Annotated in this window: 23 protein-coding genes and 1 pseudogene; 6 read left to right on the top strand and 18 right to left on the bottom strand. The window is 58.6% G+C overall.

Annotated features, from left to right (window positions below; genetic code table 11):
* Positions 1-36: 36 nt before the first annotated feature.
* The 3 genes from HG421_RS16025 to radC all read left to right on the top strand — a co-directional run bounded on the left by HG421_RS16025 (position 37) and on the right by radC (position 2,541).
* Positions 37-687, top strand: coding sequence for a hypothetical protein (locus tag HG421_RS16025; protein WP_169707225.1), 651 nt, complete (start codon positions 37-39; stop codon positions 685-687).
* 400 nt (positions 688-1,087) lie between these two features.
* Positions 1,088-2,044 carry a DUF932 domain-containing protein gene (locus tag HG421_RS16020; RefSeq protein WP_169707224.1) on the top strand — a complete coding sequence of 319 codons (957 nt, stop codon included), beginning with the start codon at positions 1,088-1,090 and terminating at the stop codon, positions 2,042-2,044.
* Positions 2,041-2,541, top strand: a complete 501-nt coding sequence (gene radC / locus HG421_RS16015; RefSeq protein ID WP_169707223.1) for a RadC family protein — start codon at positions 2,041-2,043, stop codon at positions 2,539-2,541. Before HG421_RS16020 ends, radC begins: the two co-directional genes overlap by 4 nt.
* Before the next feature lie 55 nt (positions 2,542-2,596).
* Here the strand turns inward: radC and HG421_RS16010 are convergent, their stop codons facing one another.
* Positions 2,597-2,983, bottom strand: a complete 387-nt coding sequence (locus tag HG421_RS16010) for a helix-turn-helix domain-containing protein (protein ID WP_248279400.1) — start codon at positions 2,981-2,983, stop codon at positions 2,597-2,599.
* A 301-nt stretch (positions 2,984-3,284) separates the two neighbouring features.
* Between HG421_RS16010 and HG421_RS16005 the strand changes: the two genes are divergently transcribed.
* The 3 genes from HG421_RS16005 to HG421_RS15995 all read left to right on the top strand — a co-directional run bounded on the left by HG421_RS16005 (position 3,285) and on the right by HG421_RS15995 (position 6,695).
* Positions 3,285-4,304: a hypothetical protein gene (locus tag HG421_RS16005; protein ID WP_169707222.1), complete on the top strand. Its 1,020-nt coding sequence runs from the start codon at positions 3,285-3,287 to the stop codon at positions 4,302-4,304.
* A gap of 887 nt (positions 4,305-5,191) precedes the next feature.
* A complete protein-coding gene (locus HG421_RS16000; RefSeq protein WP_169707221.1) occupies positions 5,192-5,404 on the top strand; it encodes a helix-turn-helix transcriptional regulator in 213 nt (70 codons plus the stop codon).
* A gap of 304 nt (positions 5,405-5,708) precedes the next feature.
* A complete protein-coding gene (locus tag HG421_RS15995) occupies positions 5,709-6,695 on the top strand; it encodes a YagK/YfjJ domain-containing protein (protein ID WP_169707220.1) in 987 nt (328 codons plus the stop codon).
* A 7-nt stretch (positions 6,696-6,702) separates the two neighbouring features.
* Here the strand turns inward: HG421_RS15995 and HG421_RS15990 are convergent, their stop codons facing one another.
* The 17 genes and pseudogenes from HG421_RS15990 to HG421_RS21440 all read right to left on the bottom strand — a co-directional run bounded on the left by HG421_RS15990 (position 6,703) and on the right by HG421_RS21440 (position 14,184).
* On the bottom strand, positions 6,703-7,230 hold the full coding sequence (locus tag HG421_RS15990; protein ID WP_169707219.1) for a hypothetical protein: 528 nt from the start codon (positions 7,228-7,230) through the stop codon (positions 6,703-6,705).
* Positions 7,231-7,476: 246 nt separating this feature from the next.
* Positions 7,477-8,664 (bottom strand): site-specific integrase, encoded by a 1,188-nt coding sequence (locus tag HG421_RS15985; protein WP_169707218.1) that lies wholly within the window; start codon positions 8,662-8,664, stop codon positions 7,477-7,479.
* A complete protein-coding gene (locus HG421_RS21330; RefSeq protein WP_248279399.1) occupies positions 8,664-8,888 on the bottom strand; it encodes a hypothetical protein in 225 nt (74 codons plus the stop codon). Before HG421_RS21330 ends, HG421_RS15985 begins: the two co-directional genes overlap by 1 nt.
* Positions 8,885-9,094, bottom strand: coding sequence for a DUF7696 family protein (locus tag HG421_RS21325; protein ID WP_248279398.1), 210 nt, complete (start codon positions 9,092-9,094; stop codon positions 8,885-8,887). Before HG421_RS21325 ends, HG421_RS21330 begins: the two co-directional genes overlap by 4 nt.
* Entirely contained in the window at positions 9,091-9,363 is a 273-nt protein-coding gene (locus HG421_RS15980; protein WP_169707217.1) for a hypothetical protein, read from the bottom strand. Before HG421_RS15980 ends, HG421_RS21325 begins: the two co-directional genes overlap by 4 nt.
* A complete protein-coding gene (locus tag HG421_RS15975) occupies positions 9,360-9,584 on the bottom strand; it encodes a hypothetical protein (RefSeq protein ID WP_169707216.1) in 225 nt (74 codons plus the stop codon). The genes HG421_RS15980 and HG421_RS15975 overlap by 4 nt, the downstream gene beginning before the upstream one ends.
* Positions 9,581-9,853, bottom strand: a complete 273-nt coding sequence (locus HG421_RS15970; RefSeq protein ID WP_169707215.1) for a hypothetical protein — start codon at positions 9,851-9,853, stop codon at positions 9,581-9,583. Before HG421_RS15970 ends, HG421_RS15975 begins: the two co-directional genes overlap by 4 nt.
* Positions 9,846-10,028, bottom strand: a complete 183-nt coding sequence (locus tag HG421_RS21320) for a hypothetical protein (protein WP_248279397.1) — start codon at positions 10,026-10,028, stop codon at positions 9,846-9,848. Before HG421_RS21320 ends, HG421_RS15970 begins: the two co-directional genes overlap by 8 nt.
* Positions 10,021-10,446, bottom strand: coding sequence for a hypothetical protein (locus HG421_RS15965; RefSeq protein ID WP_169707214.1), 426 nt, complete (start codon positions 10,444-10,446; stop codon positions 10,021-10,023). The genes HG421_RS21320 and HG421_RS15965 overlap by 8 nt, the downstream gene beginning before the upstream one ends.
* Positions 10,447-10,524: 78 nt before the next feature.
* A complete protein-coding gene (locus HG421_RS15960; RefSeq protein ID WP_169707213.1) occupies positions 10,525-10,797 on the bottom strand; it encodes a hypothetical protein in 273 nt (90 codons plus the stop codon).
* Entirely contained in the window at positions 10,797-11,084 is a 288-nt protein-coding gene (locus HG421_RS15955; protein WP_169707212.1) for a hypothetical protein, read from the bottom strand. The genes HG421_RS15960 and HG421_RS15955 overlap by 1 nt, the downstream gene beginning before the upstream one ends.
* On the bottom strand, positions 11,081-11,299 hold the full coding sequence (locus HG421_RS15950; protein WP_169708235.1) for a hypothetical protein: 219 nt from the start codon (positions 11,297-11,299) through the stop codon (positions 11,081-11,083). Before HG421_RS15950 ends, HG421_RS15955 begins: the two co-directional genes overlap by 4 nt.
* Positions 11,300-11,326: 27 nt before the next feature.
* Positions 11,327-11,749: pseudogene (locus tag HG421_RS15945) on the bottom strand (phage tail protein); the annotation flags it as partial.
* A gap of 11 nt (positions 11,750-11,760) precedes the next feature.
* Positions 11,761-12,120, bottom strand: coding sequence for a GPW/gp25 family protein (locus tag HG421_RS15940; protein ID WP_169707211.1), 360 nt, complete (start codon positions 12,118-12,120; stop codon positions 11,761-11,763).
* Positions 12,117-12,680, bottom strand: coding sequence for a phage baseplate assembly protein V (locus tag HG421_RS15935; RefSeq protein ID WP_169707210.1), 564 nt, complete (start codon positions 12,678-12,680; stop codon positions 12,117-12,119). Before HG421_RS15935 ends, HG421_RS15940 begins: the two co-directional genes overlap by 4 nt.
* A 78-nt stretch (positions 12,681-12,758) precedes the next feature.
* Positions 12,759-12,986: a hypothetical protein gene (locus HG421_RS15930; protein ID WP_169707209.1), complete on the bottom strand. Its 228-nt coding sequence runs from the start codon at positions 12,984-12,986 to the stop codon at positions 12,759-12,761.
* Between the two features lies 1 nt (position 12,987).
* Positions 12,988-14,184: a phage tail protein gene (locus HG421_RS21440; RefSeq protein WP_169707208.1), complete on the bottom strand. Its 1,197-nt coding sequence runs from the start codon at positions 14,182-14,184 to the stop codon at positions 12,988-12,990.
* Position 14,185 lies beyond the last annotated feature (1 nt).

The raw sequence follows: 14,185 nt of genomic DNA, 5'->3' as shown, positions 1-14,185 counted from the left end.
AATCGCTTCCGTGATTAGTCGAGCTTAGGAGACCTCATGGACAGGCAAGACGCCGCCGCAATGGCGGAAATGATGGCCACGTTGAACGCATCGAACGCCTCGTTACAGGAGACGGTCCAAGTGCTAACGACGCTGGTGGCATCCATGCAGAAGCGCGAACAACGGCTGCGCGAGGTGGTCGCCGAGCAACTCCAGGCGCTCCAGAACGCGGTGGGCAGCGCTGATGCCAAGGTCAATCGGGTATTGGACAACGCACTGCCGAGTTTGACGCAGCTGACCAATCAGGCGCTGACTCAAACGCTGGAACCTGCCGCCAAGCGGTTCAACAAAGAGATGGCCCATGCGGACGAGACGTTGCAGCAAGCCACTCGACGTTACGCGCAGGCCCAGCAATCCTTGGAAACACGGATCACGCGGCGCATGTGGATCGCATCGGCCACGATGCTCGTGGCGGGCATCTTGGGGTTGGGTGCGGTGGCTTACTCGTTTGGCATCATCAACGAAAAGCGAACCGAACTCGCCCAGCTTCGAGCTTCCATCGATTATATGGACCGTATTTCGCGCGCCGACCTGGCACCCTGTGGCGAAGGTCGGCTCTGCGCCACGCTCGAAAAAAATGGGCCGCGTTACGGCAATCAGAAGCAATATCGCGCTGTCAATTTACGAGCTGTGCAGGCTGCGCGGTAATGCTTGTCGAGGACGAAAGAAAGCATGTCATCTTGCAAAGTTGAGGGCGTGCCGGCGTCATTCCCACCGATAACATCGAGCTGCTCGATGCGCTTCCTCCAAGCAAATACATTTGAAACCCTTAATACCTACATGAGAGCCAGGAGGTGTCTGGCCTTGCGTAGGGACGGTCCGTACTGATCCGTCCATTGAACAGGTGATCTGATGAGGGACAAGTCCGAGTTCCTTTACTGCGTTTTCATTGTGGCTGCCTCTGTCTTGGCGGCCGTCGCGCGCTGTTCCTTTGCTCCCAGTGGTTCGGAGCCCTTCCGTAACGACTGATCCACCATCCATCGGCACTGCACAAAGCCCGGCATTGTCCGGGCTTTGTGCGTTTATGCCGCGTTTTCAGGAGAGACAGATGCATCTTATTGAATCGATGGCATACAAGGGCCAGGCGCCTTGGCATGGCCTGGGTAACAGGTTGGGCAAGCACCAACCCATAGAAATCTGGAGACGCCAGGCCGGTATGGAATGGGAGATAAAAGAGTCGGAGGTGCGGTACACCACGCAGGGTCGGAGTTCGACCGGGACTAGCACCTTTCCCCAGCAGAAGGTGCTCTATCGGTCGGATACTCAAGCGCCGCTAGCGGTGGTGTCCAAACGCTTCCAGGTTGTGCAGCCCGGCGAGATCCTGGAGTTCTACCGCGACCTGACAGCACTCCACGGGTTTGAACTTGAAACTGCCGGCGTCTTGCGTGGAGGAAAAAAGTTTTGGGCTCTGGCTAGGACCGGACAGAGTACCAATTTGAAGAGGCGCGACAGAGTCGATGGATACCTCCTACTCGCAACAGCGTGCGACGGAACACTGGCAACGACAGCGCAGTTCACGTCCGTTCGCGTGGTATGCAATAACACCCTGCAGATTGCGATTGGTCAGAGCGGCGGAGCCATCAAGGTTCCGCATCGCAGCCAGTTCCAGCCCAACGCTATCAAGCGGCAACTCGGCATCGTCGTTGGTGGGTGGGTCAATTTCGTGGACCGGATGAAAGAGTTGTGTGATGTGTCTGTCCCTCCGCATTCGGTGGAAGGGCTTCTGCGTCGTGTGTTGGTGTATGGAGGCGCCGCGCCTGGTTCACCAGTTGTCAATCAACAGGCAGTGGCGAAGGTGCGCGCGCTGTACGAGGGCGGTGGGCGTGGTGCAACGCTCCCCTCTAGCCGCGGAACTGCATGGGGCGTGCTCAATAGTCTGACCGAGTTCGTCGACCATCACCGACGTGCGCATAGCGATGACAACCGCCGGGACGCTGCTTGGTTCGGACTGGGTGCTGCGATCAAGCGACGTGCTTGGGAACAGGTTCTGGAGTTGGTCCCATGATGGCGCTACCGCAACTTCTGGACAGTTCATGGATCGGCGCCATCGCTGCAGCAAGGATTCGGGAGAACCGGACTATCACTCGCGCGCTCAAGATCATCGAGCAGCGTGCCGTTGAGCGCGACCAGTTGATGAGTAGCCCTGATGCCTGCGGCAACTTCTTCCGCCTTCGGTTGGCAGACGAGCTACGGGAGCACTTTGAGGTCGCTTTCCTGGATGTTCGGCACCGGCTCATCCAAGCAGAACGACTGTTCTCTGGATCGGTGGATCAGTCCACAGTGCATCCGCGCATTGTTGCCCAACGCGCGCTGTCGCTGAATGCAGCGGCAGTTTTGGTAGCGCATAACCACCCAAGTGGTGACCCAGAGCCATCGCATGCAGATCGTGCGGTTACCAAACGGCTTCGGGAAGCCCTGGCATTAGTGGATGTCAGGCTACTCGATCATTTCGTTGTGACCAACCGAGCTGCGCTGTCCATGGCGACACGCGGGCTGATATGAAGGGAAGGGCATTGCAGGTCTACTGGACCAAGCTCGGTCCAGGAGGTGCTTCACGCTATTCCTTGGCTGGGCTTGCCTTGCCCGCGTTGCTCGCAAGCGCAAGTAGTCTAGCCAGTAAAGCCGGGTCGGAACCCAGTGCTTTCAATAGGAGGGCGACGTCGGCCTGCTGGGCTGGGTCGACCTGCGCGATTGCAAGGATGGCATCAGCCATCTCTGGGGTCTCAGCCAGGAGATATGCAGCAGGAACCTCAAGAGTCTTGGCCAGCAGGTCAAGGCTGTCAAAGCCCACGGCTGATGCCTGCTGCTCATAGCGGTTGATCCGCGTGGAGCCCTTCTCTTTGCCCAGCCCCATGCGGTCACCCAGCCCGCGCTGACTCAAACCACGGAGTTGTCGCGCCTGGATCAGTCGTGCAGCGAATAGCGAGCGAGGGGTTTGGGACACCAGAAAGCACTGAGGAAGATCGGCCGTTCAGCATGACGAAACCTCCGTTGCTATGTCATGCTCTACATTAGATGTAGAGTGTCTAGGGAGTCAACAGACGGGGAATGAAAACCAAGAAAGCTGACGCAACCCATAGAAAGAGGCGGTCGTAACAGAGGCGGCAAGCTGTTGCGAGCCCCCAGGCAACTGGGACCGAATGCATCGCAAGAGTAAGCAAGTTCGCCCCGAGCGGGCTGTCTGCGGAGAGGGCACTGTTCCAGATCAGCCCGCTTCGCACCATATTTCAAGCCATAGGGACCTCATGAAATTGAAATTTTTTGTTGCCATTGCAGCTGCTGGATTCTTATGCGGTTGCGACCGCAGCGGCGCACCGAAGATACAGCTTGATGAAAAATTCACATGCAGTGAATTAATTGAGGCGCGTGCAATCAATGATGCCGTCACTTATGGAAATATATGGAAAATGCCGGTCAACGCGGCAGCCAAGAGTTACGGCACCAATACGGAGATTGAGTCGTATTTCAAAAACTCAGTCTTGAACAATTCCAGCCTAATTAGTGACATACACCGAAAGATCTATGAGCAATGCGTTGTCGACAGCGACAAGTCTATGGCAACCGCTTTTCAGGAAGCGTTGACCCAGTCTTTTGAGCAAAACAAGAACTTGCCCCGCGCTGGGGTATGTGTCGCCTTCAATGACGGGCGCATTACGGTAGAAAGTATTATGGAGATGGTTGTCGGGTGGGAAGGAAAGCTCAGTGCTCAAGTAGACCCTAAAGATCCCCGTATTCGGGTTTATCAGGAGAGGTTAGAAGCGCAGTGCGCTGAAAATCCTAATTCGAGTTTAGTGACGCAAATTCAAGTAGTGACTCGGGAGCTGACGAAGAAAGAGCAAGAGAAACGCCAGTACGCGATGGATCAAGCAAAGGAGGCGTTCATCTCTGAGACTAAAGAGCTGGCCGAAAAAGTGTCATCAGATGTAGCCGCTGGTCGATTACCGACATGCGCTCAGATGGTGCGCATCAGTGCTGATAGTAATTCTGAGAGCAGCAAAACAATTGACGCTGCGGTTGCTCTTGTAACGGATGCTGCTCTTGATAAGCTTCCGATTGATCAAGCGGCTTACACCAGGTGGAATATCGAAACTACCGCCAGAGGCATCGAATTCGACTCGTGTGCTGAAGCCGGAGGGAACATAGCTGATGCAGTTGCTCAATACAACTGGTCGAAAGAAGATGTTGGCCCTTGGGCTGAAAAAAATCAGCACTTAGTGCAGCAAGAAATGACGAGGCGAAGCCGCGATGAGAATAGTGAGTTGTAAAGAAGCCGTGACATCAAGCTGCATGTTTTGAAACTCGGCAGTGCTAGTCTTTTTTAAAATATTGATCTTTAATTGCGGTAATGTGCAATCCACATGCGATAGCAGCCAACCCGCCAGCTAAAAGGTTTAAAACAGCTAAAAATGGATGAAGGGTATGAAGATGCACACGTAGGTAAACACTTGGAAAGCCACTTGCTGGCCATCCGAATTATACCGGCCGACCAGTAGGATAGCGTCCAGGTGCAATCGCTGGCCCAGGAAGTTCGGTATGTCATTGGCAAAACGGTGAAGTTGGCTTTCGTCGACCGATGGTGCAGCGGCAAAGATCCGGCCTAAGCCTTGCGAGAAGAAGATATCTGGCTTCGCGTAATGAAGCTTCCAGATCTCAAGAAACGATTTGTATAGTTGCCGCGGCATCTGGCGGTGGGGGCGTAACTCCGGTTTGATCAACCGGACCCAACGCCCTGACTTGGGCTGTGAACGATTATCGCAGCCCTAGGCAGGGCTGCATGTCCTCATCTTCACCACTTCGCTGATGGGGACTTCCACCTCAATGATTAAAAAAGTGCCTTGTAAGCGCGGCTATAACTCAGTGCATACGAAGAAGCCCAGCCTCGTGCTGGGCTTCTTCTTTGTGCGTCCTACCTAGGAAGATCGATTTGGGCTTTAGCAAGATTGAGCAATCTGTCCATCAGACGCCGTAGGAAGCCCTCGGATTGAGGGAGGGTGGAAAAGTTAGGTCCAACCCAAAAAAGTTAGGTCCGGGCCACTGTTTAGCCTCCACAGCCTCCATGTTTGCCAAAGCGCAATGAATGCTTCTGGGCTAATCGATTTACGGCGTTCCTTGAAAGGCCTTATCGTCTAGCCTCGTCAACGAGATGAGAGCAATGACAAACATTTCCTACCAAGTTCTGCGCCATGAGGAGCTTGAATCCAAAACTGGTCTGAGTCGTTCAACCTTGTATGCAATGCGCAACAAGAAGTCGCCCTACTACGATGCATCTGCACCTAAAGCAGTCCGCCTCTCAAAGCGTTCAATTGGTTTCTACGAGCACGAGGTCGACCAATGGCTCCTTGCGCGCTCAGCTAGCCGCAGCTGAGCAAGATCACTGCACTAACCCGACACTGAATAGAGAGGAGGGGGCGCGGCGCAAAAGCAACGCCGCAAGGCATCAATTTCAATGAAAATATAAGTTATCTGCTGTACTGGAGGGGGATCGTACGTTGTTGACACCTGCCTTACCCACTGCACCGATAGATCCACTTCTCAAATATAGATGCACCATATCTGCTAGCAAGCACTTGAAGCATCAGCAATCTAAACCGAGGCCTGAGCACAACTATTGGAGCCGTAGCGCAAGGCTTCCAGGACGGAAATTCCTCAAGTACTCGATCAACAGAGCATTGATCGATCAAGGCGAAATATGGGACGGAAAGAATCCTATTCCTATCGCTAGGGGGCGTGTCGCAAGCGCTGTCGCCAGAGCTATTGACACGATCGCCGACGTAATAAAAAGTTCAGGAGAACTATTCACCATAAAATCAGCTGGTAACCATAAGTGGGTTTACGCAACCGAGCTAGGCAAGTCACTCATTCAATGCTTCAACATCGATGTGACCGAGGTTGCGCATCATTTGCAGGAGCACAAGTTCAACCCGTTGTGGGAACTGTTCTTAGAGTGTTCCGCGACGATCAGTCATATCCCATCGCCCTTTCCTGTTGATCGCGTTGCAGAGCTCGAATATTTAGCAAAGGAGATCCGGCGCAGGGCAAAGCAAAAAGACTTTATTCGAATGCTCGACAACGAGCGCAGGACCATGGCTAAAAATCAGGCAAAGCTAGTCCGAGACATAGCTCGCCTGCGCAAGCGTTATCGTCGGATTTTAGCAATCCGACTAGACTTGCTTTATCGAAGCGACTTTGACGGATATAGAGGGGCCTTCAATGGCGAGAAAAAAGACTACGGTATGATCGCCAGGAATCGTGAGGCATTCTTGCGATATCTAAGGCGCGGCGGTTTTGGTAATGCCTTCCTATGGTACGCCTGGAAGCAGGAAACGGGCGTTGAGAAAGGGCCGCATACCCATGTGCTGATCTTTCTTGACGGAAAGAAATTGCGAAATGACTCCTCCGTTGCCTACGTCATGGGGCGGTATTGGGTCGATGTCATAACGAAAGGGGAAGGGGTTGCCTTCAACTGTAACGCCAGAAAGCGCGAACGGTATCGGAGAGTAGCTATAGGTCAACTCAAACGCGATGATGATAAGACCTATCAAGCGCTGCACGATCTGGTCGTTACCTACATCACCAAGACTGATTACTATTTCCGATATGAGGTGCCGGACAGTCGCCGAGCCTTTGGTCGATCAGCGTTGCCCCTAGGTTGCTGAGCCCAATTTACTGCTTAGGTCTGCGAGGGAGGCTGCTGATAAGCGTCTTAATTTCTGGATGTTGAGCATAAAGCGAAGTCCTCGGGTTCGGACCAACAGCCAGACCATGCAGCTCCATAGAAGCTTCAAGCTTATCGATGGCTTCAGCCTTCGTACTTGGCTTACCGAAGTTGGTTAAAAAGTGCTTCACCGCGGCCGCCCTGCGCTCCTCAAAGGCCTGGGTGGCCTTTTCACGCCCCTTCCTCGCAGCCAGCGCTCTGGGCGTTATCCACACGGCCTGCAAGAGTGCGTCCACGGCGCCCATCTCGATGCTCGCTCTGATCAAGGAGAGCCAGGCGGCGTCAGCGTCGCCGGCTTCAAAATCCTTCTCCGCCTTTTCTAGGCAATTTTGGCCATAAGCTACGCGATCTGCGATAGCGTCATGGAGTTCAGAGAACTGATCATCTTTGCTGTCCTCGAGAGCGTCAGACAGTCCCTTGGCGACCAAGCTACGTGCTTGACTGAATGTGCTGCGTGTCTGGAAAGCTAAGGACATAGAGCAAGGCTTACTGGGCTGCTACTTGCTCTCAGACTACTTCTTTCTGCCATGTCGAGGAACCTTCAAGCAATATCGCTGAAGTGAGTAAGATTGTGAGTAAGAATTCTGCTAGTGTGAATTAATCTTCTGTAATTACAGTCATTTAGTGGTCAAATGTGGTTCATGGTGGGCCACCATAAAATCAAGCGCTTAGCTCATGCCAAACGCTCTGAATTGATGCCACCGGGAAAATTGCCGGAAAAATTAGCTGCGCTTTGGCGGTTTTACCACCGGCAGCGCGTGGTCATAGCGGCCGGTCATCTCTGGCGTCGCGTGCCCTGCAGCGTCTTGTTTGTCGCCGCGGTTACCCACTGTATCGGTAATGCCGCGATGCTTGAGGCCGTGCAGCAAAAAGCGCTCCTGCTTTGAAATGATCCCGTCTTTCATTGCGAGCGTGATGAATCGCTGCCAGGCGCTATCAAGCGATGACTTAGCCATCGGATTACCGGTCTGTTCAACAAGTAGGCGCCGATCCTCAGCCTTGATCGGGACTGCAAAATTTCGACCGTTCTTGGTCCATATGGCGGTTCGTCGTGCTACGAGGAAATCCCACGCTTCGATCATCTCTGGATCCCACTCGGTAAGCGTGTCGCGTGATCCCTTGCGCCGTTGCGCATGGATGCCTGTTGGCTGCTTATGTGTGTCGTTGAGTGTGCACACCTCGATGCCGCGTAGGCGCGCGCTATACGCGAGCACCATGACTGGCGCGAGATAGCTCGGGCAGCTGCCTTTTGTATGCGGCGGAAGGGAGCCGCGCTCTCTTGCGAAGGTCAGCACCTTGTCGAACGCGGCCGGCGTCGGCATTCGGTGTTTCTTTGCTTCGCGTGCTTGCCTCACGCCGATGGCTGGATTCGATCTGCATAGGCCGACGCGCACGCCCCACGCGAGTGTGCGACGTAAATAGCGGTGAAGGTGATTTGCCTTACTAGGCGTTGCTGGAAGCGCGGGTTGGAAACGGTTGGCTGGCCGCCCCATCGCGAAGACTTCTACGAGTCGCTGCACCACAGGCGTGGTGATGCGATCAACCTGCACCGAACCCAACTTCGATCCATCTTTGCGGAGATAGTTGGCAATGGAGTCGGCATAACGCTGGTAGTCATCTTGCGTGTCGGTTGTCAGTTCCTTGAACTCCAACGACTCGTGAAAGCGATCGAAGAGATAGCGCAACGTGCCGCGCGTGCCCCTACCTGCACGTTCCTCAACGATTCCATGCAATTCCGATAGACGAGCTCCAGCGTACGCCACGGTTTGCTTTCGTGTGGCACCGCCTTCTGGATGCGGCTCGACGACGTACCACCGGCCATCCTCCCAATACAGTCCGCGCGGGAGCGCGGCCTGGTCAATGTGTGCCGGTATGAGCGGATTAAATTTGCGCTTGCGGCCTCGTGCCATTACATCAGCTCCTGTTCTGTATCCATCTCGGTGTCATTTTCGTGCTGCAACCCAAGGGCGGCATTGAGCGCATCTAGCGTTGTCCAGATCCCACCTCGACCGTCGTACTTGTAACGGATGCCCTGATCGTTGGCCCAACGCACTACGGTAGCTGTACGAGGGGAGGGGCCAGCTGGCGCGCATAGGCGCCGAAGATCCTCAAATGTCAGTACACCTCCGCTCATGCATCTTGCTCCTTCATCCACTCCCGCCTGTGCCGCCATTGCTCGCGCATTGCCTCCACGAGCATGTCAGCTGCGGCGTAGCCGCGCTGGGCCGCGATTCGGAGCCGTAGCTCTCGCACCTTGGCTGCATCCACGTAGCCCTGCCGAAGCCAGTGGCGCGCTTCGCAAGCCCTGCGAAACCCCTCCATATTTGCGCCATCGATCATCGCTGGCGCGCACCGGTGAAGCGCAGGCCGAGCTGCACGACGTTCTGGGCGCTGGGCTGTGGCTGACGGGGCGCGCGGATGCGATGAGCACGCCGCCATTCGGTCATGGCCAACTCGAAGCTGGGGTGCTTCTGTGTCCGCCCACACACGCACTCAATGAAGTGCCCGCCGCCCGCCTCGGGGCGGCGGGCGTCGAGCATATGGCGAGCCAAGTGGCCGTTCTTGCAGGGCGGCAGAGGACTGTCGTGGTCAATCTGGCGTTGTGTCACGGCACCTCCAAGCGCAGCACGCGCTCAGCCTCCCGAAGATGTTGCACGGTGTCTGGATCGATCCGGTCCAACGCCTGGGCGATGGTGTAGTCCATCTCGGCCAGCCAATCGGCACGGTTTAGCACCAGAGCGGCAGTGAGCGCCTCGCCGGTGGACAAGGGGCCAGGCCCTCCCATGCGCGCGGCGGCGCGAGCAATCTCGATCACGCGCTGCAGGTTCATGGATGCGTCCTCCATGCGGAGCCGAGCTGGATGCGGGCTTCTTCGACACGAAGGACGCGAAGACCCCAGCGCACTGACCAGGTCTGCGCCTGCTGTTCGTTGCAGGTCAGCATCAGCTGCCCCACGGGTTCAAGGCGATCAGCGCGGAAGGTGTGCAGGATGTCGTCCAGCTCGATCACCTCCCGCAGGCCCAGCACTTGGCGCAGAGCATCGGCATTGAGCGATTTTCCCGTGCCTTGCGGGCCAAGAAAGATGACGGACTTAGCCATGGATGGCCTCCCGGCGGACTGCCATACGGCTGCGGCCGCGGCGACGCTGTGGCACCTGGCCAACAGCCAGTCCGGTCCGAGTAAGGCGTGGGCGGCGGGTCGTCCACAGCCTGTAGACCAGGGCGCCACCGATCGCCGGCGCAAACACCATCGCGAGCGCGAGCAGCTCAGCCATTGGCCACCTCGCGTGCAGCCTGTGCCACTGCGGCGGCAGCCGCCGCAGTCGGACGGCGGGGCAGCATGTTGGCCAGGTCGAAGGGGAAGTCCAAGCCATCCATGAACTCGGCCAGCTCCGTGCTGATCGAGTCCTCTGCAGCCGTCCACAGGCGGGGGCCTTCTATGAGCTTCCAGCCGCCGCCGGAGCCGCGACGCCGCTCCCAGGACTGACGGGCCTCACGCAAGGGCCCCATGTTCAACGATGCAGTGACCACCACGGAACCATGCGTCACGTGCAGGGTGATGGTGGCCGAGCAGTCGCCCATGCCACGATCGTAGGCGACGACGGTCGGCGTGCTAGCCTCCGCGTCGGGTCCGGTGCCCAAAGCCAGCGGGCGTGCTGCCGTGGCTGGACGTGTTCCAGTTTGCTGTTGCATATCGACTCTCCTGAGTTGCGGTGGTGGAGGGCCTTGGGGCGGTGTTGCAGCACCGCCCGCCGGCCCGCTGTTGCGGGGTCAGATCAGGTCAGCGCCAGATGGCGGAATGCTTGGGTCGGGTTCGCGCAAGTGCTGCGCGCCATTGAGGACATCGAGCAGCTCGTGGCGGATGTACTCGGCTACTGCCGCTGGTCCGTCGTGGTTGATGCCTGCCTCGATCGCCACATCGTTGGTCAGCGCGGCGAGCAAAGCGGCCGCGTGATAGGCGCGCCAGAGCCGGAACTGTTCTTCTTCGCTGATCGAGTAGTCAGCGCCCTCCGGCAGCTGGGTGATTGGACTGGCTGCGTCCATCAGGCCACCTCCGGGACAGGCAGGCGGGCAATCATCCATTCGCTCAGCGAGGCAGCATCGGCTCCGGGCATCACTACGTGCATCGAACCGATGACCAGGCCGGTGCCGTCATCGACGAGGAATACGTCGGCAGGTCTTTCGATTGCACTGCAGGCGAACATCACCGGCGCCCGGTCGTGCAGCCCATCTGCATACAGCTCGGCGAGCACGTCCTGGCTGCGGGCCTGCAAGCTCAAGTAGACGCCAGGCGCGATGCGGTGGGTCTTGATCAGGGCGCGGCGGCTCATTGGCGCACCTCGGCCTGGTCGGCGTTGATGGTTGCAATGGCCATAGCAACGTCGGCCAGGGTCAGCGCTTCAGGCGCCTTGCCGCCGGCCTGCAGCTTCGCCTGCAGGGCGAGCCAGGCGGTGTGGTTCCAGTCGAGGGTGTCGGCGATCAGGCCGAAATAGTGGGCGATCTGGCGCGCGGCTGCGGCCGGCGCTTCTTGAGCGTCGTAGGACATGGTGCAGGCTCCGTTGAGATTGGAGTCCTTGGCCACCGGCAGTGTGTCCAGACCAGGTGCGCCCAGGATGCGGGGACGCACACCCAGCTGTGCCTGCGCGGCGAGTAGCGCATACAGGCCGGTGTAGCCGCTGGACTTGGCCTCGCCGATGACGTTGGACGAGGTGTTGTCCGCGTCTGCGCCTTCGGCCACACGCACGACCACGGTCACAGGATTGGTCTGGTCGGCGATGCCCTGCAGGGTATCGCGCAAGGTGCCCTTGGTGCCGGCACTGGCAATCGCAGCCAGCACGTTGGTGACCAGCACGGCCTTGTTGAGCGGAAAGACCGCCTCGTCCGCATCGGAGGCCGTAGCGACCAAGCCGACGATGGCGGTGGAAACGGTGCGGATGACGCGCGCACCTGCGCTGACTTCGATGACGCGAACGCCGTGGTGGTAGGCAGTAGACATAGGTTCCTCGATCAGGACGAGCGGAAGCGAAGCGGGATGGTCATGCGCAGTCGCGCATTGGCGGGAGCAACGTCGGTGCGTTCGCCTTCGATCGTCAGCACGAAGCTGCCGGGCGTATCACCGATGACCAGGTCGACGCGGGTCAGGCGCAGGCGCGGTTCCCAGCGCATCAGCGCGGTGGCGGTGGCGCCGTAGAGCAGCGTGCGGGTCGCCCCATTGGACGGCTGGTCGATCAGCTCGGGCAGCAGCGAGCCGAAGTCGCGGCGCTGTTCGCGCGTGCCGATAGGCGTGGTGAGGATGCAGGCGATCGATTGGGCCAGGTGCTGCTCGCCCTCGATCACACGGCCGGTGGCGGCATCGACGCCGATCACTGCGGACCATCGCTGAGTGCGCTGCCCGCCGTCACGCCGGTGGTCTTGTGGTTCTTGAGGCTGATCCCGCCGCCGATGACATCGGTGGTCGCCTTCGCGGTACCGGTAATGGTGGCGTCACCATTGAGCATCGTCTTGCCGTTGACGGTCAGCGGGCCATTGAGCGTGATGCCGCCATCGGCAGTAATGGACGCGGTGCCGCCGCTGGGTAGGGTGGCCTGCAGCGCATGCGCGTCGGTGTCGTACTGGATCTGCGCACCATCAGCGAAGCGCAGCACGTGGAGCGTGTCGGACGCCGCAGGCGCTGCGAATTGGTCGGAGTACAAGCCCCGTAGCACTACGCCATCGGCTAGGTCGCCAGCCGGCGACAGCACCACGACTTGTTCGCCGATCGCCGGCGCCGACCAGATGATGGTGGTGCCGGCCAGGGTGACCACCCAGGGCAGATAGTCGGTCAGCATCTCGCCGACCTGCACCCGGCATCGCGCAGTGGTTAGATTCACCTCGGCGACGGTGCCGAGGCGAATGGCGTTACTCAGTGCGGAGGATGCGTTGCCCATGCAGTCATGGTCGTCGCGCGCGTGCAGCATGACACTGCAGTTGTGCTGTAGCTGCGCGATCTACGCAGCGCAGCGGTGCTACAAATTCTCAGGGGATTCCGGTGCAATCAACTCGCGCGGGGTGAACTTCGCATCGAAGTAATACAGCCCATCGCCGCGATTGAAGTACATGCCAGGCTCGCACACGGTCTTGTCTTGGAGTGCGCGGAACTCGAAACCATCAATGGTGAAGCCGCTGTCGGAAACGATGATGTTGACCACCACGTCGGTCCCGCGTTGGATCATCGCGTAACGTCCAATCGTCATCTCAGCACCACTCAATAAAAACGAAGCCGGGGCACCCAGTGGCCCCATCCTTGCCGAACGTTGCGGCGGCGGCGCCATTGGACACGCCGCCGCCCCCAGCGCCAAAGCCGAAGCCTCTACGACTGGCCGAAGTGGTGTCGCCTGCACTGCGACCTCCAGGCCCGCCGCCGCCGAAGGGGCACGAGCCTCCGGTTCCTGCTGGGCCGTAGGGAGAAACTGCAGCAATAGATGCCGAGTCACCGCCGGCCGGGTAGCCATCTCCGCCAGCAGCGCCTCCCACCTGGTTGGCGCCGGTGAACCCACCGCCGCCGCCCTGGCCTCCAGACAACGACACCAGGCCGCCGATGACCGTGGCGCCGCCAGCGCCGCCGGCAGCGCCAGAGGCGCCGTCTGTGCGCGAGCCTGCGCCAGCTGCTCCGCCGGCACCGATGACAATCGGAAGCGTGCTCCCTGGCGTGACTGCAAAGCGCACTCGCTGAATCGACCGTCCAGCGCCGCCACCACCGCCGCCAGTCGCTGTGTACGTCCCGGACCCGTTCGACTTCTCGGCACGGGTTCCACCGCCGCCACCACCACCGCCTGCGGCGCAAGCGCTGACGTAGATCGCAGTCACGCCTGCCGGCACAACAAAGTTGCCAGATGCCTCGAACCTCGCACGGCCACTGCGGCTATCGATCGCGGCTTTCAATGCGTCCGGTGTGACGGCTCGTTGTGGGTCTACACCTGCAATTGCTTCTAAGCGCGTGGCAAGTTCGACAATGCCTTCCTTCTCGGTGGTCGCGGCCGGGTTGGTGAAGTTGGCATCGCCAAACGTCACCGAAGACACGGTAACGCCGGAAAACAGGATATCGGCCGACATGAGCAGGTCCGACGCGGCGGCCTTCTCCATGATCAGATCCGGCTGGGAGTAGCTACCCAGCAGCGTGCCGTTATCCAGGTACAACCCAAACCCGCGTACCTCATAGCTCGCCCGGCTGGTGTCGCTGACTGTGACGTGGATGGTGGTGGACGACGTCGTGCCGCCCGAGATACTGGAGAGCTCCAGGTGCTGACCGGGGACGGTCTTCAGGTCTTCCGCTGCAGCGAATGCCGCCGCAGTAAAACCGATGCTGGCCACCTTGACAGCGTTGGTACCGTTCTTCTCGGCGTTGATCAGCGCCGCGCGGCCAGCGGTGGTGAGGACCAATTGCAGTGCCATG

It is taken from the genome of Xanthomonas campestris pv. badrii, assembly GCF_012848175.1.
Classification (GTDB): domain Bacteria; phylum Pseudomonadota; class Gammaproteobacteria; order Xanthomonadales; family Xanthomonadaceae; genus Xanthomonas; species Xanthomonas campestris_C.
This window is presented reverse-complemented; position numbering and strand designations above follow the sequence as displayed.

Bases quoted from the DNA above. Each gene is read 5' to 3' on its own strand.
- HG421_RS16025 (WP_169707225.1), top strand. From the start codon at position 37: ATGGACAGGCAAGACGCCGCCGCAATGGCGGAAATGATGGCCACGTTG.
- HG421_RS16020 (WP_169707224.1), top strand. From the start codon at position 1,088: ATGCATCTTATTGAATCGATGGCATACAAGGGCCAGGCGCCTTGGCAT.
- radC (WP_169707223.1), top strand. From the start codon at position 2,041: ATGATGGCGCTACCGCAACTTCTGGACAGTTCATGGATCGGCGCCATC.
- HG421_RS16005 (WP_169707222.1), top strand. From the start codon at position 3,285: ATGAAATTGAAATTTTTTGTTGCCATTGCAGCTGCTGGATTCTTATGC.
- HG421_RS16000 (WP_169707221.1), top strand. From the start codon at position 5,192: ATGACAAACATTTCCTACCAAGTTCTGCGCCATGAGGAGCTTGAATCC.
- HG421_RS15990 (WP_169707219.1), bottom strand. From the start codon at position 7,230: ATGTCCTTAGCTTTCCAGACACGCAGCACATTCAGTCAAGCACGTAGC.
- HG421_RS15985 (WP_169707218.1), bottom strand. From the start codon at position 8,664: ATGGCACGAGGCCGCAAGCGCAAATTTAATCCGCTCATACCGGCACAC.
- HG421_RS21330 (WP_248279399.1), bottom strand. From the start codon at position 8,888: ATGAGCGGAGGTGTACTGACATTTGAGGATCTTCGGCGCCTATGCGCG.
- HG421_RS21325 (WP_248279398.1), bottom strand. From the start codon at position 9,094: ATGATCGATGGCGCAAATATGGAGGGGTTTCGCAGGGCTTGCGAAGCG.
- HG421_RS15975 (WP_169707216.1), bottom strand. From the start codon at position 9,584: ATGAACCTGCAGCGCGTGATCGAGATTGCTCGCGCCGCCGCGCGCATG.
- HG421_RS15970 (WP_169707215.1), bottom strand. From the start codon at position 9,853: ATGGCTAAGTCCGTCATCTTTCTTGGCCCGCAAGGCACGGGAAAATCG.
- HG421_RS21320 (WP_248279397.1), bottom strand. From the start codon at position 10,028: ATGGCTGAGCTGCTCGCGCTCGCGATGGTGTTTGCGCCGGCGATCGGT.
- HG421_RS15965 (WP_169707214.1), bottom strand. From the start codon at position 10,446: ATGCAACAGCAAACTGGAACACGTCCAGCCACGGCAGCACGCCCGCTG.
- HG421_RS15960 (WP_169707213.1), bottom strand. From the start codon at position 10,797: ATGGACGCAGCCAGTCCAATCACCCAGCTGCCGGAGGGCGCTGACTAC.
- HG421_RS15955 (WP_169707212.1), bottom strand. From the start codon at position 11,084: ATGAGCCGCCGCGCCCTGATCAAGACCCACCGCATCGCGCCTGGCGTC.
- HG421_RS15950 (WP_169708235.1), bottom strand. From the start codon at position 11,299: ATGTCCTACGACGCTCAAGAAGCGCCGGCCGCAGCCGCGCGCCAGATC.
- HG421_RS15935 (WP_169707210.1), bottom strand. From the start codon at position 12,680: ATGGGCAACGCATCCTCCGCACTGAGTAACGCCATTCGCCTCGGCACC.
- HG421_RS15930 (WP_169707209.1), bottom strand. From the start codon at position 12,986: ATGACGATTGGACGTTACGCGATGATCCAACGCGGGACCGACGTGGTG.
- HG421_RS21440 (WP_169707208.1), bottom strand. From the start codon at position 14,184: ATGGCACTGCAATTGGTCCTCACCACCGCTGGCCGCGCGGCGCTGATC.